We start from the raw sequence: 14,254 nt of genomic DNA on the forward strand, positions 1-14,254 counted from the left end.
CATGCAAAAAGAACAAGAAGCCCGAGAAATCGCTAAAAAAGCCGTTCAAATCGTGTTTTTTTTAGGGATTGTGGTGGTGCTTTTGATGATGATAAACCTTTACATGCTCATCAATCAAATCAACGCGAGCGCTCAAATGAGCCAACAAATCAAAAAGATAGAAGAAAGGCTTAACCAAAAGCAAAAATAAAGGCTTTGGCTTATTAAGCATGAGTAACAAAATTAAAAAAGCTTAAAGGCATTTTTTAAAATAAATACAATAAAAGAGCTTGCGAAAAGCAAGTGATAGCCTCTTTAAAAGCAGTCTTTTGGGATTAGGGGGTTTTTAGTTGGGGGTTGTAGGGGAGGGTTATTGTAAAATACCCCCCTATTCTTTTAAGAAAATGCGTTTTACTTAAAAAATGAGTTTGACCATAAAATCAAAAGCAATCAAACAATTTTTTTTAAAAAAACCTTATTTTTAAACTTTAAACTTTCCTTAAATTCAGCAATATTTAAGCTTATTTCCTTATAATATTCGCTTTAATTTTATCAAAGGATTCTCATGACAAAGACTGCTAAAGTCAATGACATCGTTCGTGATTGGGTCGTTTTAGACGCTAAAGACAAGGTTTTTGGCCGCTTGATCACTGAAATCGCTGTGCTTTTAAGAGGCAAACACCGCCCTTTTTATACCCCTAATGTGGATTGTGGGGATTTTGTGGTGGTTATCAACGCTAATAAGGTTAAATTTTCAGGCATGAAATTAGAGGATAAAGAGTATTTTACCCATTCAGGCTATTTTGGCAGCACTAAGAGCAAGACTCTCCAAGAAATGCTAGAAAAAACCCCCGAAAAGCTCTACCACTTAGCCGTTAGGGGCATGCTCCCTAAAACGAAATTAGGGAAAGCGATGATTAAAAAACTCAAAGTTTATCGTGATGATAAGCACCCTCACACCGCACAAACTAGCAAAAAGGACGCTAAATGAGAAAAATCTATGCTACCGGTAAAAGAAAAACCGCCATCGCTAAAGTGTGGCTCACTCCGGGTAAAGGCGAATTGAGTGTCAATGAGCAGAGCCTGAATCAATGGTTAGGCGGGCATGAAGCCATTAAAATGAAAGTCATGCAGCCCTTGCTTTTAACCAAACAAGAGCAGTCTGTGGATATTAAAGCGGTGGTTTTTGGTGGGGGCTACTCAGCGCAAGCGGAAGCCTTAAGGCATGGCATTTCTAAGGCCTTGAACGCTTATGATATTGCTTTTAGAGCCATTTTAAAACCTAAAGGCTTGCTCACTAGGGATTCAAGGGTGGTTGAACGCAAAAAATATGGTAAAAGAAAGGCCAGAAGAAGCCCGCAATTCTCTAAAAGGTAATTTTTATTTCTTTAGCTCTTCTTTGGGGGAGCTTTGGAGGGCTTTGGCTCTCTTTTATTCTACTTTTTGTTCTCTCTTGTTTTATTAAAATTTCAAAATAATGTATAATAATCATTCTCTATCAATTCGTTTTAAAAGGGCAAAAGGAATGAGATCTACAAGAATTGGTTCTAAAATTGTCATGATGGTGTGTGCGGTTGTCATTGCGATTAGCGCTGTTATGAGCGTTATTATCAGCTACAAGGTTGAAAGCGTGTTGCAAAGCCAAGCCACAGAATTGCTGCAAAAAAAAGCTCAGTTAGTCAGTTTTAAAATTCAAAGCATCATGAAGCGCATTTTTATTGGTGCTAACACCCTTGAAAAATTTTTAAGCGATGAAAATAGCGCTATCAACGACACCCTAAAAAAGCGCATGCTCTCTGAGTTTTTACTAGCAAACCCTCATGTGTTATTGATTAGCGCGATTTATACGAATGATAATGAACGAATTATCACTGCCATGAATTTGGATTCAAAAATCGCCTACCCTAATACCACGCTCAATGAAACCATGACCAATCAAATCCATTCGCTCAAAAGTATAACCCGTTCAGATCCCTATTATAAAGAGATTAACGGCGATAAAATCTATGGCATGGATATTACCCTCCCCCTAATGGGTAAGAATCAAAAGATTATAGGCGCGCTGAATTTCTTTTTAAACATTGACGCTTTTTATACGGATGTGGTAGGCAAGACAAAGAGTAACACCTTTTTAATGGGGAAAGATGGCAGGCTTTTAATCAACCCTAATCGTGGGATTCAAGATAAAATCTTAAGCGCCATTAATCCGGACAAGCGAGTCGCTAAAGCTGTGGAATATTATAACAACAACGAAGCCGGGACTTTGAGCTACCATTCATTGAGCGGGGATACAGAAACCTTTTTAGCCATACAACCCTTTGATTTTTTTTGAAGGAAAAGAAAATAACGGCAACCATTGGCGTTGGGCGATTGGGAAATATGTCAATAAATCTTTGGTCTTTCAAGAGGCGACAAACACCAGATACATTATCATCACCACTTTGATTTTAGGCGTGGTAGTGTTAGCCCTTTTAGTCTTTATCATCATTTCCAGTCTCATAACCAAACGCATCAGTAGGGTCAATAACACCCTAAATGATTTTTTCAACTTGCTCAATAACCCCAAAAATAACCATGCCATAAGCCTAACGCCCCCAAGTGCTTATGATGAAATCGGGCAGATGCAAGCTTCTATCAATGAAAATATCCTTAAAACCCAAGAAAACATTCAAGCCGATAATAAAGCCATTCAAAACAGCATTGAAGTAACCAATCATGTGGAAAATGGGGATTTCACGCAAGAAATCGCATGCGTGCCTAAAAACAAAGACTTGCAAGCTTTAAGAAACACCATTAATAGCATTATCCAGTATTTCCGTAACCAAATTGGCGCCAATATTGAAGCCCTAAACAACGCCCTAGAGCATTATAAAAACCTGGATTTCACCCACCACATCCAAAACCCTAAAGCTAACATGGAAAAAGCGCTCAACACTTTAGGGCAAGAAATTTCTAGCATGCTTAAAGCTTCTTTAGGGTTTGCGAACGCGCTCAATCATGAATCCAAAGATTTAAAAACTTGCGTGGATAACTTGACTAAAACCGCCCACAAGCAAGAAAGAAGCCTAAAAAACACCACCCAATCCTTAGAAGAAATCACTAATATTATCACAACGATTGATTCTAAAAGCCAAGAGATGATCTCTCAAGGCGAAGACATTAAAAGCGTGGTGGATATGATTAGAGATATTGCCGATCAAACCAATCTTTTAGCCCTAAATGCGGCTATTGAAGCCGCAAGGGCCGGCGAGCATGGCAGAGGCTTTGCGGTGGTGGCTGATGAAGTGAGGAAGCTCGCTGAAAGGACGCAAAAATCGCTCAGCGAAATTGAAGCCAATATCAATATTTTAGTGCAAAGCATTGCCGATAACGCTGAGTGTATTAAAATGCAAAATAAGGGCGTAGAAAACATCCATAATTCCATTAACGCCTTGCAACAAGATGTCCAGGATAATTTGACTATCGCTAACCATTCTTTACAAGTCAGCACCAAAATTGATGGGATCTCCCAAGATATTTTAGAAGATGTGAGCAAGAAGAAATTTTAATTTCTGCTTTTAATTTTGAGCGTCTGCAACGTGGAATCGCCCCTTTTTCTAAAGCAAGGGGCTTTCTAGCTGTAAAGTGTTCTAACGGACGCTAACATGAAAGGCTCTTTAAAGTCTGCATGGGCGTTTCTTACCCTAAAAAGATTAGAGGTATTTTGTTAGCTTGAATATAGCCTAAGCGCTTACATCTTGTGCCCTAAAGGACGGAGTTTTTTGTGCTAGTTTGATAAAAAGCTTCAGTTAGATTTTTAAAAAGCGTTCTTAGGGGGAGTTAGTTGTGGGAGGTTAAAGGGGTATCAAAATATCCCCCTATCCCCCTTAAAAGAATTATAAATAAAAATATTAAGTTTTGGCTATCACTCTTTGATGTTGGGGGTTAATCTCAATTCCCCATATCGCCACCCATATCCCCCATGTCTCCCATATCGCCACCCATGTCGTCGTTCATGTCTCCCATATCGCCCATGTCATCGTTGCTATTACCCATGTCGTCGTTCATATCGTTCGCGTTGTTCATGTCATCGCCCATGTCGTTGCTATTACCCATGTCGTCATTAGCGTTGCCCGTATCATCGTTGCCGTTGTTCATGTTGCTCATATCATCAGTGTTACCGGTATCAGTGTTACCAGTGTCTGTGTTGCCGGTATCAGTATTATTCATATCGCCGGTATTGTTGCCGCTAGCATCTTTATCATCAGTGGGGGTGTCGTTTGCGTTGCCGGTGTCAGTGGTGTTAGTGTCCATGTGATCATCGTTGTGATCATCGTTGGTGGTGTTGTTAGGGTTTATGAGTGCATTACCCCCTTGATCTTTGTTGTCATTTGCATGGGTGTTGTCCATGTTGTTAATAGGCGTTTGTTGCACGGGTTGTTGCATAGGGTTACTCATCGCATCATTCAAATCGTCTCTGTCATCGCCATCAATTTTCAAACTCCCGTCTAAATAATTCCCCACCACATCGCTGCTATGGCTTAATTGTTGCACGCTGTCTAGGGCTTTATCCACTTGAGCTTGTTGCTCGCTTGAAAGCCCTTTTTGATCTTTTAAGTCATTGTCTAGTTGGTTCAAGTTATTGTCTAATTTGTCTCTCACTTCCATAGCTTTATTGACCACTGAATCAATCTTATTAGGGCTCGCCCCATCTTGCTTCATTTCTTTGATTTGCCCCACTAAATGGTTAAGCTCTTTGGCTTGAGAAGTTATCGCATCCACGCTTTTAGTGGGCATGGCTTTAGTGTGGAAAAGCGAATTGTCTTTGAGCATGCGGCTGTTGTCTAAATTGACTAAAGCGCTATTCAAGCGGTTGGTTTGAATGCCTTTGCTGAATTTGGGATCACGATAAAAGTTCATGAGATTAGCCTGCTGTAAGGATTTATCGTCCTTATCATCTCTGTCATCATCAGTAGGCGTATCAAGTTGATTAACAGAAGCGTCATGGTCTAAAATCTCTTCTTGATCGATCGCATACATATAATTTTCTAACATCAAGTAATCTTGAACTTGCATCATGAAAAACATGTTAGGGTAGAAGCCATACATGCCATCATAAAAGTCATAAAAATCATACATGCCCATGCCATACATGCCATACATTCCCATTCCATACATGCCATACATTCCGTAATAAGGGCTATAGTAAGAGTTGTAATAGTTGTTGCTCCTATAATAAGGGCTTTGAGCCTTTTCTTTCTCTTGTTGTTTTTTAAGATACGCCCCTACCACGCTCAAATCAGCGAGCATTTTTTGAGCCGTTTTTTGATCTTTTAAAGAAATGCCTAAGGGGATATAAATACCGGTGCGGTAACTATAAAAAGAATCCCTAGCGATGATTTTAAGGCAATATTTCAAATTCTTTTGCAATTTTAGGGCTTGCCTTAAATACGCATGCGCTCTTAAATTCCCCAAGATGCCAGAGCCAAAACGCATTTTTTCCACTAATGCGCTGAATTTTTTCGCATCGCCATTAGCCGCATTGATATAGTTTAAAGCCGTAGCTCCCCACTCTGTGGTGCTGCTTTTATAACCCCCAAAATTCACTATTTTTGGCGTTAATTCCCCTTTTAATTGCGAATCTTTTAAATCAAACAACGCCCTATTCACGCTAATAGCGTTTAAACTGAGTGTCATTATAAAAAGTATTTTTATAGCTTTCATTGATAACCTTAAAAAATATCTCTTGCGAGCATTATAGACTATTTTTAGAAATCAAAATGACTTTTGAAAACAAGCCAAAGTAAAAAATCAAACCTAAAAAACAAAAGGTTCTGTTTTAAACGCTTCTTTAGTTTTTAAAAAACTTTCTTAAACAAAAACCTAACCCCCAACAAAACAAATATCGCAAAAAAAGAAAAAAGAAACCAACAGAGAGAAAACCCTCTATTGAAAAGAAGAAAAAGGCTTAGAAGTTGATCATGTAGTTGAAATAGATAGAGAAATTCCTTTTATAGAACACATCTACCGATCCATCTACGCCCCTTTCTTTATAGAATTGGTTGGTGAATAAAGGCAATTTAAAGCCCACTTCAATCCCGCTGTGTTTAGAAAAATTGCTCCTGAAACCAAATTCCACAGGCATTTGGAAATAGCTCGTGTTCATGCTCGCTGAACAACCGGCGGTGTTGTTGCAAATTTGCATTTGAGATTTTAAGTAGCTCTCTCCTTGAACGATAAACGAATCCCCTCCTAACCCAAAGCCTAAGAACAACCCTGCTGTGTTATAGCCCTCTTTACTTTCATAGAAGTTATAGAGCGCATCAAAGCCCACGCCATAAGTGAAGTTATTCACTTGAGACGCGCCCTCCATGATTCCAAGCTGGCTCCCCACAAAGCTTAAATTCGCATGGTTATAGCTGTAGTATCCATAAGACCTAAAGCCAAAGCGTTTAGTTTTGCCAAAGAACCACTTATACCCTGCCATCGCATCTACCCCATACATTTGCCCGTAATTATTGGTGTTGATCACGCTTGGCGTGTAGGTTGCTTGGGCTTGAGCGACAGCGGTTTGAATGTTTTTATGCACATTCATGAAAGCGTCTTTTTGAGCCATTAGATTGTTTTTTAGCGCGTTTAAGAAATTGATGGCATCTGTCGTTGTCGTTGTGCTATCACTAGCAGCTGCAAGCGTAACGGCTTGCGTTTTTTGCGTATCAGTTGCACTAAGATCGGCCAAAGCCATATCCACTTGATTGATAGCTTTATCTAACGCGCCCACAACCGCATTAGAGCCGTTTGTCAATTGTCCGATCGTCGCGCTAGAAGAATTTAAATAGCCTTTTAAAGTGTTTTGAGTGCTTTCTAATACGCTAAACGCGCTACTTAGCCCTTGAGCGTTGGGAATCACACTGCTTAAATCGGTGCTACTATTCAAAAGGTTGCCAATCGTTGCGGTTTGTTGAGACATGGTTTTTACCCCACTTAAAGTGGTGTTCATGCCACTCACGCTCACGCTCTTAAGATTATTAACCGTAGTGGTGTCTTTAACTAGCTGGCTTGCCACGGAACTCCCACTAGCGCTTGGTGTGCCACTTGTTTCATCTTTTTTAGCTGGTGGGGTTAATGGAGCTGGTGTGCCACCACTTGAAGCGGTGTTTTGGGCTTGAGTTTGGGCTTGTTGTTGCGTTGGTGAATCGCTTGTTAATTTACTATCCTTATCCTTTTCAGCATAATTACCAAAAACATGCGATGATTTTTGCAATGCTGCGTAGGTTTCTAAATCGGTAGCATTCATGCTCCCTAAAAGCACGCCACTAGCCGCTAAAGAGACAAAGCCTAATTTTTTGAATGACTTTTTCATAACTTCCTTCTTATTTTTTCATCCAACTTGAGCTTGGATTGACTTTAGTGTCCGGTTTAGAAGCGCTTTGCGTTTCTTTGGCTGGAGCTGTTTGATTGCTGCCAAACATTGAAGTGTCTATCGGGGTGTTATTGTTAGCACCTAGGGTGCGGGTGGTGTTTTGGTTTTCTAAATTAGAATATTGAAACCCCCCTCCTAAAAACGCGCCGCTTTTTTCTGCCATAGACACACTAAAGGCTAATGCCATACCTAAAAAAACTTTTTTCATTTAAAACTCCTTAATGTGAGAAATCCTAAGGATTTCTTTTTTTATTGCATTCATGCTATGGTGCAAAAATATAGGGAGCTATCAAAATTTGAGAGTTGTCCCCATACATTCGCTTCTACAGAATACAGTCCGCTCTTACAAATATTAAGCTTTGGAGTTATATCACAAAAAAGTGAATTTTTTGTTAAGAATGGGTTAAATAAATTGTTTTATGTTTTAAAAGTGTATTTATATATAAAAATATATATATAGAATTTAAAATTATATTTATAACTAGATTTTAGGAAGCTTTTACGCTATTTTTGTGTGGGGCGAAAATTTAGAGCTTTTAGGGTTTTTGGTCTAATGGGTGGCTATCTTAAAAAAGGCTGTTTTATCGCTTTTGTCGTATCGTGTAAAAATCCTATTCAAACTGGCTTTGAGCATGAGCGATTAAAGGGTTAATCACTTCATCTAAATTCCCTGAAAGCATGATTTCTTCTAAACTATACAGAGTTAAATTGATTCTATGTTCGCTCAAGCGGTTTTGCGGGTAATTATAGGTGCGGATCCTTTCACTCCTGTCCCCACTACCCACTTGCTCCTTTCGGTCTTTAGCGTTAGCGAGTTGCTGTTCTTCAATTTGTTTTTCATAAAGGCGTGCTTTTAAGATTTTTAGGGCTTTATCCTTGTTTTTATGTTGGGATTTTTCATCTTGCATGCTCACGCTGATATTGGTGGGGAGATGCGTGATGCGCACCGCAGAGTCTGTGGTGTTGACGCATTGCCCCCCATGCCCGCCAGCGCGAAACACTTCAATCTTTAAATCGCTAGGGTTGATAGAAACTTCCACATCATCCACTTCAGGCATGATCGCTACTGTGATAGCGGAAGTGTGGATACGCCCTTGAGATTCTGTCTCGGGGACTCTTTGGACTCGATGCGTGCCTGCTTCAAATTTGAGCCTTGAATACACGCCCTTGCCCTTAATCAAAGCGATGATTTCTTTATAGCCCCCTACGCTGTTTTCGCTAGAGCTCACTATCTCTACTTTCCATTTTTTCAAATCCGCATAACGGCAATACGCCTTAAACAAATCCCCCACAAAAATGCCCGCTTCATCGCCCCCCGTGCCGGCCCTTAACTCTAAATAAATGTTTTTATCATCGTTAGGGTCTTTGGGGATAAGGAGTTGCTTAATGGCAGTTTCTAGATCGCTTTTTTGGATTTCTAAAATTTTTAACTCTTCTTTAGCCAGTTCGCTCAATTCCTTGTCTTCTAAAAGCTCTTTATTTTCTTTGATATTTTCTAAAACGCTCAAATACTCTTTACTCGCTATGGAGATTTCTTCAATGGAGCTTTGCTCTTTGCTCAATTCGGTGAGTTTTTTAATATCGCTAATCACTTCAGCGCTAGAAAGCAACGCTGTGAGTTCGTCGTATCGTTTGAGAATGGAAGAAAGCTTTTCAGCTAGAATAGACATGCAAAACTACCTATTAAAAAGATGTGAATAAAAAGATGCAACAATCTAAAAAACACAGAACTTAAAAAGAAGCCCAATAACAAAAACCCATTACTGAGCTTAAAGAAGTTAAAAACGCCCTAAAACTAAGCGAGAGCGATTTTTTTCACTGAAGCGTTAAGCCTTGAGACTTTCCTAGAAGCGGTGTTTTTCTTTAAAATCCCTTTGCTGACAAATTTATGCAACTCTTTATTAGCGATTTTCAAACGCTCTTGAGCTTTTGTTACATCATTGATGGCGACCGCTTCACGCACGGCCTTAATGATATTTTTAACTTTAGTTTTATAGAACCTGTTGCGTTCGGTTCTTTTAATGGTCTGTCTGATTCGCTTTTCTGCGGACTTATGATTTGCCATAGCCTTGTTTTAATCCCTTTGTAATGTAAAATTTGGCATAATTCTATCTAAAAATTGATTAAAAATAGTTTAAAAGGTATTTTATAACGATGAAAATTTTTGGGACTGATGGCGTGAGGGGTAAAGCAGGGGTGAAACTCACCCCCATGTTTGTGATGCGTTTGGGCGTTGCTGCCGGATTGTATTTTAAAAAACATTCTAAAACGAATAAAATTTTAATTGGTAAAGACACTAGAAAAAGCGGCTATATGGTAGAAAACGCTTTAGTGAGTGCTCTCACTTCCATAGGCTATAATGTGATTCAAATAGGGCCTATGCCCACCCCTGCGATTGCGTTTTTAACCGAAGACATGCGCTGTGATGCGGGCATTATGATAAGCGCGAGCCACAACCCTTTTGAAGATAATGGTATCAAGTTTTTCAATTCTTATGGTTATAAGCTTAAAGAAGAAGAAGAAAGAGCGATTGAAGAAATCTTTCATGATGAAGGATTGCTGCATTCTAGCTATAAAGTGGGCGAGAGCATCGGTAGCGCTAAAAGGATAGACGATGTCATAGGGCGCTATATTGTGCATTTAAAACACTCTTTCCCCAAACATTTGAATTTACAGAGTTTAAGGATCGTGCTAGATACCGCTAATGGCGCGGCTTATAAGGTGGCTCCGGTCGTTTTTAGCGAGCTTGGGGCTGATGTGTTAGTGATTAATGATGAGCCTAATGGGTGTAATATTAATGAGCAATGCGGGGCTTTACACCCCAACCAATTGAGCCAGGAAGTGAAAAAATACCGCGCGGATCTGGGCTTTGCTTTTGATGGCGATGCCGACAGGCTAGTGGTGGTGGATAATTTAGGGAATATCGTGCATGGGGACAAGCTTTTAGGGGTGTTAGGGGTTTATCAAAAGTCTAAAAACGCCCTTTCTTCTCAAGCAATTGTCGCTACGAGCATGAGCAATTTAGCCCTTAAAGAATACCTAAAATCCCAAGATTTAGAATTAAAACATTGCGCGATTGGGGATAAGTTTGTGAGCGAATGCATGCGATTGAATAAAGCCAATTTTGGAGGCGAGCAAAGCGGGCATATCATTTTTAGCGATTACGCTAAAACAGGCGATGGTTTGGTGTGCGCTTTGCAAGTGAGTGCGTTAGTGTTAGAAAGCAAGCAGGTAAGCTCTGTTGCGTTAAACCCCTTTGAATTATACCCTCAAAACCTAGTGAATTTGAATGTCCAAAAAAAGCCCCCTTTAGAAAGCCTGAAAGGTTATAGCACTCTTTTAAAAGAATTAGACCAACTAGAGATCCGCCATTTGATCCGTTATAGCGGCACTGAAAACAAATTACGAATCCTTTTAGAAGCTAAAGATGAAAAATTGCTCGAATTGAAAATGCAAGAATTAAAAGAGTTTTTTGAAGGGCATTTGTGCTAAAAACCACCCAACAAAGCCTGTTAGTTTTTATAGGGGTTTTTTTCCTTATTTTTGGCGTGGATCAAGCGATTAAATACGCTATTTTAGAGGGGTTTCGCTATGAAAGTTTGATGATAGATATTGTTTTGGTGTTCAATAAAGGTGTGGCGTTTTCCTTGCTCAGTTTTTTAGAGGGGGGTTTGAAATACTTGCAAATCCTTTTGATTTTAGGGCTTTTTATCTTTTTAATGCGCCAAAGGGAGCTTTTTAAAAACCATGCGATAGAGTTTGGCATGGTGTTTGGCGCTGGGGTTTCTAATGTTTTAGACCGGTTTGTGCATGGGGGCGTGGTGGATTATGTGTATTATCATTATGGCTTTGATTTTGCCATTTTTAATTTCGCTGATGTCATGATAGATGTGGGTGTGGGCGTTTTATTGTTGAAACAATTCTTTTTTAAGCAAAAACAAAACAAAATTAAGGCATAATCGCTCTTTTTAAAATAAAAGGTCGCGTAGCTCAGTTGGTAGAGCACTACCTTGACATGGTAGTGGCCGCTGGTTCAAGTCCAGTCGTGGCCACCATTATCACTCCAATTTTAATTCTCATTTTTTTGTGGGTTTTTGATTTTATCAAATGATTCTAAAGGGTATTAAACGCGCTCCCAATAACGCTTTTATAGCGCTTCAAAACTATAACACTAATTTATTTTAAATAATAATTGGTTAATGAACGCTTCTGTTAATCTTAGTAAATCAAAACATTGCTACAATTACATCCAACCTTGATTTCGTTATGTCTTCAAGGAAAAACACTTTAAGAATAGGAGAATGAGATGAAACTCACCCCAAAAGAGTTAGACAAGTTGATGCTCCACTACGCTGGAGAATTGGCTAAAAAACGCAAAGAAAAAGGCATTAAGCTTAACTATGTAGAAGCAGTAGCTTTGATTAGTGCCCATATTATGGAAGAAGCGAGAGCTGGTAAAAAGACTGCGGCTGAATTGATGCAAGAAGGGCGCACTCTTTTAAAACCCGATGATGTGATGGATGGCGTGGCAAGCATGATCCATGAAGTGGGTATTGAAGCGATGTTTCCTGATGGGACCAAACTCGTAACCGTGCATACCCCTATTGAGGCCAATGGTAAATTAGTTCCTGGTGAGTTGTTCTTAAAAAATGAAGACATCACTATCAACGAAGGCAAAAAAGCCGTTAGCGTGAAAGTTAAAAATGTTGGCGACAGACCGGTTCAAATCGGCTCACACTTCCATTTCTTTGAAGTGAACAGATGCTTAGACTTTGACAGAGAAAAAACTTTCGGTAAACGCTTAGATATTGCGAGCGGGACAGCGGTAAGGTTTGAACCTGGCGAAGAAAAATCCGTAGAATTGATTGACATTGGCGGTAACAGAAGAATCTTTGGATTTAACGCATTGGTTGATAGGCAAGCAGACAACGAAAGCAAAAAAATTGCTTTACACAGAGCTAAAGAGCGTGGTTTTCATGGTGCTAAAAGCGATGACAACTATGTAAAAACAATTAAGGAGTAAGAAATGAAAAAGATTAGCAGAAAAGAATATGTTTCTATGTATGGCCCTACTACAGGCGATAAAGTGAGATTGGGCGATACAGATTTGATCGCTGAAGTAGAACATGACTACACCATTTATGGCGAAGAGCTTAAATTCGGTGGCGGTAAAACCCTAAGAGAAGGCATGAGCCAATCCAATAACCCTAGCAAAGAAGAACTGGATTTAATCATCACTAACGCTTTAATCGTGGATTACACCGGTATTTATAAAGCGGATATTGGTATTAAAGATGGCAAAATCGCTGGCATTGGCAAAGGCGGTAACAAAGACATGCAAGATGGCGTTAAAAACAATCTTAGCGTGGGCCCTGCTACTGAAGCGCTAGCCGGTGAAGGTTTGATCGTAACTGCTGGTGGTATTGACACACACATCCACTTCATCTCCCCCCAACAAATCCCTACAGCTTTTGCAAGCGGTGTAACAACTATGATTGGTGGCGGAACTGGTCCTGCTGATGGCACTAACGCAACCACTATCACTCCAGGCAGAAGAAACTTAAAATGGATGCTCAGAGCAGCTGAAGAATATTCTATGAATTTAGGTTTCTTAGCTAAAGGTAACACTTCTAACGATGCGAGCTTAGCCGATCAAATTGAAGCTGGTGCGATTGGCTTTAAAATCCACGAAGACTGGGGAACAACTCCTTCTGCAATCAATCATGCGTTAGATGTTGCGGACAAATACGATGTGCAAGTCGCTATCCACACAGACACTTTGAATGAAGCCGGTTGTGTAGAAGACACTATGGCAGCCATTGCCGGACGCACTATGCACACTTTCCACACTGAAGGTGCTGGTGGCGGACACGCTCCTGATATTATTAAAGTGGCCGGTGAACACAACATTCTACCCGCTTCCACTAACCCCACTATCCCTTTCACCGTGAATACAGAAGCCGAACACATGGACATGCTTATGGTGTGCCACCACTTGGATAAAAGCATTAAAGAAGATGTTCAGTTCGCTGATTCAAGGATCCGCCCTCAAACCATTGCGGCTGAAGACACTTTGCATGACATGGGGATTTTCTCCATCACTAGTTCTGACTCTCAAGCGATGGGCCGTGTGGGTGAAGTTATCACTAGAACTTGGCAAACAGCTGACAAAAACAAAAAAGAATTTGGCCGCTTGAAAGAAGAAAAAGGCGATAACGACAACTTCAGGATCAAACGCTACTTGTCTAAATACACCATTAACCCAGCGATCGCTCATGGGATTAGCGAGTATGTGGGTTCTGTAGAAGTGGGTAAAGTGGCTGACTTGGTATTGTGGAGTCCCGCATTCTTTGGCGTGAAACCCAACATGATCATCAAAGGCGGGTTCATTGCGTTGAGTCAAATGGGCGATGCGAACGCTTCTATCCCTACCCCACAACCAGTTTATTACAGAGAAATGTTCGCTCACCATGGTAAAGCCAAATACGATGCAAACATCACTTTTGTATCTCAAGCGGCTTATGACAAAGGCATTAAAGAAGAATTAGGACTTGAAAGACAAGTGTTGCCGGTAAAAAATTGCAGAAACATCACTAAAAAAGACATGCAATTCAACGACACTACCGCTCACATTGAAGTCAATCCTGAAACTTACCATGTGTTCGTGGATGGCAAAGAAGTAACTTCTAAACCAGCCAATAAAGTGAGCTTGGCGCAACTCTTTAGCATTTTCTAGGATTTTTTAATTTTCTAAGGTTTTAGGAGCGTTTCTCCTTAAATCTTAGGTTGTAGGCTCTCTAACTTTTTTATTAAAAGTTAAGAGCTTATTTTTTTGTTTTTATTTTTTGTCAATTTACTATTTTTCTTTATGAT

12 protein-coding genes, 1 tRNA gene and 1 pseudogene are annotated in these 14,254 nt (G+C 39.9%); 9 read left to right on the forward strand and 5 right to left on the reverse strand.

Annotated features, from left to right (window positions below; genetic code table 11):
• Position 1 precedes the first annotated feature (1 nt).
• From KX581_RS00565 to tlpC, 4 genes and pseudogenes are all read left to right on the forward strand, one after another.
• Positions 2–190 (forward strand): DUF5408 family protein, encoded by a 189-nt coding sequence (locus KX581_RS00565; RefSeq protein WP_001168438.1) that lies wholly within the window; start codon positions 2–4, stop codon positions 188–190.
• 354 nt (positions 191–544) lie between these two features.
• Positions 545–970, forward strand: coding sequence for a 50S ribosomal protein L13 (gene rplM, locus KX581_RS00570; RefSeq protein ID WP_000167675.1), 426 nt, complete (start codon positions 545–547; stop codon positions 968–970).
• Positions 967–1,356, forward strand: coding sequence for a 30S ribosomal protein S9 (gene rpsI / locus KX581_RS00575; protein ID WP_021305635.1), 390 nt, complete (start codon positions 967–969; stop codon positions 1,354–1,356). Before rplM ends, rpsI begins: the two co-directional genes overlap by 4 nt.
• A 148-nt stretch (positions 1,357–1,504) precedes the next feature.
• Positions 1,505–3,527, forward strand: a pseudogene (gene tlpC / locus KX581_RS00580) (methyl-accepting chemotaxis protein TlpC).
• A gap of 382 nt (positions 3,528–3,909) precedes the next feature.
• Here tlpC and KX581_RS00585 read toward each other — a convergent pair.
• The 5 genes from KX581_RS00585 to rpsT form a co-directional block, all read right to left on the reverse strand.
• Positions 3,910–5,682, reverse strand: coding sequence for a dentin sialophosphopreproprotein (locus KX581_RS00585; protein ID WP_231175308.1), 1,773 nt, complete (start codon positions 5,680–5,682; stop codon positions 3,910–3,912).
• Between the two features lie 244 nt (positions 5,683–5,926).
• Positions 5,927–7,321 (reverse strand): outer membrane protein, encoded by a 1,395-nt coding sequence (locus tag KX581_RS00590; RefSeq protein ID WP_180604395.1) that lies wholly within the window; start codon positions 7,319–7,321, stop codon positions 5,927–5,929.
• A 10-nt stretch (positions 7,322–7,331) separates the two neighbouring features.
• The gene (locus KX581_RS00595; protein WP_120871819.1) at positions 7,332–7,589 is read right to left on the reverse strand and encodes a hypothetical protein; all 258 of its coding nucleotides are present in this window, start codon (positions 7,587–7,589) and stop codon (positions 7,332–7,334) included.
• A 403-nt stretch (positions 7,590–7,992) separates the two neighbouring features.
• On the reverse strand, positions 7,993–9,051 hold the full coding sequence (prfA, locus tag KX581_RS00600) for a peptide chain release factor 1 (RefSeq protein WP_000025111.1): 1,059 nt from the start codon (positions 9,049–9,051) through the stop codon (positions 7,993–7,995).
• Positions 9,052–9,176: 125 nt separating this feature from the next.
• Entirely contained in the window at positions 9,177–9,446 is a 270-nt protein-coding gene (gene rpsT, locus KX581_RS00605) for a 30S ribosomal protein S20 (protein WP_001273629.1), read from the reverse strand.
• A gap of 89 nt (positions 9,447–9,535) precedes the next feature.
• On the opposite strand from rpsT, the gene glmM reads away from it, so the two are divergent.
• From glmM to ureB, 5 genes are all read left to right on the forward strand, one after another.
• Positions 9,536–10,873, forward strand: a complete 1,338-nt coding sequence (glmM, locus tag KX581_RS00610; RefSeq protein WP_120871821.1) for a phosphoglucosamine mutase — start codon at positions 9,536–9,538, stop codon at positions 10,871–10,873.
• Positions 10,867–11,340 (forward strand): signal peptidase II, encoded by a 474-nt coding sequence (lspA, locus tag KX581_RS00615; protein ID WP_231175309.1) that lies wholly within the window; start codon positions 10,867–10,869, stop codon positions 11,338–11,340. Before glmM ends, lspA begins: the two co-directional genes overlap by 7 nt.
• Positions 11,341–11,360: 20 nt before the next feature.
• Positions 11,361–11,436: transfer RNA gene (locus KX581_RS00620), tRNA-Val, on the forward strand.
• A 251-nt stretch (positions 11,437–11,687) separates the two neighbouring features.
• Positions 11,688–12,404 carry an urease subunit alpha gene (ureA, locus tag KX581_RS00625; protein ID WP_000779223.1) on the forward strand — a complete coding sequence of 239 codons (717 nt, stop codon included), beginning with the start codon at positions 11,688–11,690 and terminating at the stop codon, positions 12,402–12,404.
• A 3-nt stretch (positions 12,405–12,407) separates the two neighbouring features.
• Positions 12,408–14,117, forward strand: a complete 1,710-nt coding sequence (gene ureB / locus KX581_RS00630) for an urease subunit beta (protein ID WP_000724308.1) — start codon at positions 12,408–12,410, stop codon at positions 14,115–14,117.
• The last annotated feature ends 137 nt before the right edge of the window (positions 14,118–14,254 follow it).

The sequence above is a fragment of the Helicobacter pylori genome, assembly GCF_021062735.1.
GTDB lineage: Bacteria > Campylobacterota > Campylobacteria > Campylobacterales > Helicobacteraceae > Helicobacter > Helicobacter pylori_DN.

Coding starts and splice junctions, on each gene's coding strand:
- KX581_RS00565 (WP_001168438.1), top strand. CDS start 2: ATGCAAAAAGAACAAGAAGCCCGAGAAATCGCTAAAAAAGCCGTTCAA.
- rplM (WP_000167675.1), top strand. CDS start 545: ATGACAAAGACTGCTAAAGTCAATGACATCGTTCGTGATTGGGTCGTT.
- rpsI (WP_021305635.1), top strand. CDS start 967: ATGAGAAAAATCTATGCTACCGGTAAAAGAAAAACCGCCATCGCTAAA.
- KX581_RS00585 (WP_231175308.1), bottom strand. CDS start 5,682: ATGAAAGCTATAAAAATACTTTTTATAATGACACTCAGTTTAAACGCT.
- KX581_RS00590 (WP_180604395.1), bottom strand. CDS start 7,321: ATGAAAAAGTCATTCAAAAAATTAGGCTTTGTCTCTTTAGCGGCTAGT.
- KX581_RS00595 (WP_120871819.1), bottom strand. CDS start 7,589: ATGAAAAAAGTTTTTTTAGGTATGGCATTAGCCTTTAGTGTGTCTATG.
- prfA (WP_000025111.1), bottom strand. CDS start 9,051: ATGTCTATTCTAGCTGAAAAGCTTTCTTCCATTCTCAAACGATACGAC.
- rpsT (WP_001273629.1), bottom strand. CDS start 9,446: ATGGCAAATCATAAGTCCGCAGAAAAGCGAATCAGACAGACCATTAAA.
- glmM (WP_120871821.1), top strand. CDS start 9,536: ATGAAAATTTTTGGGACTGATGGCGTGAGGGGTAAAGCAGGGGTGAAA.
- ureA (WP_000779223.1), top strand. CDS start 11,688: ATGAAACTCACCCCAAAAGAGTTAGACAAGTTGATGCTCCACTACGCT.
- ureB (WP_000724308.1), top strand. CDS start 12,408: ATGAAAAAGATTAGCAGAAAAGAATATGTTTCTATGTATGGCCCTACT.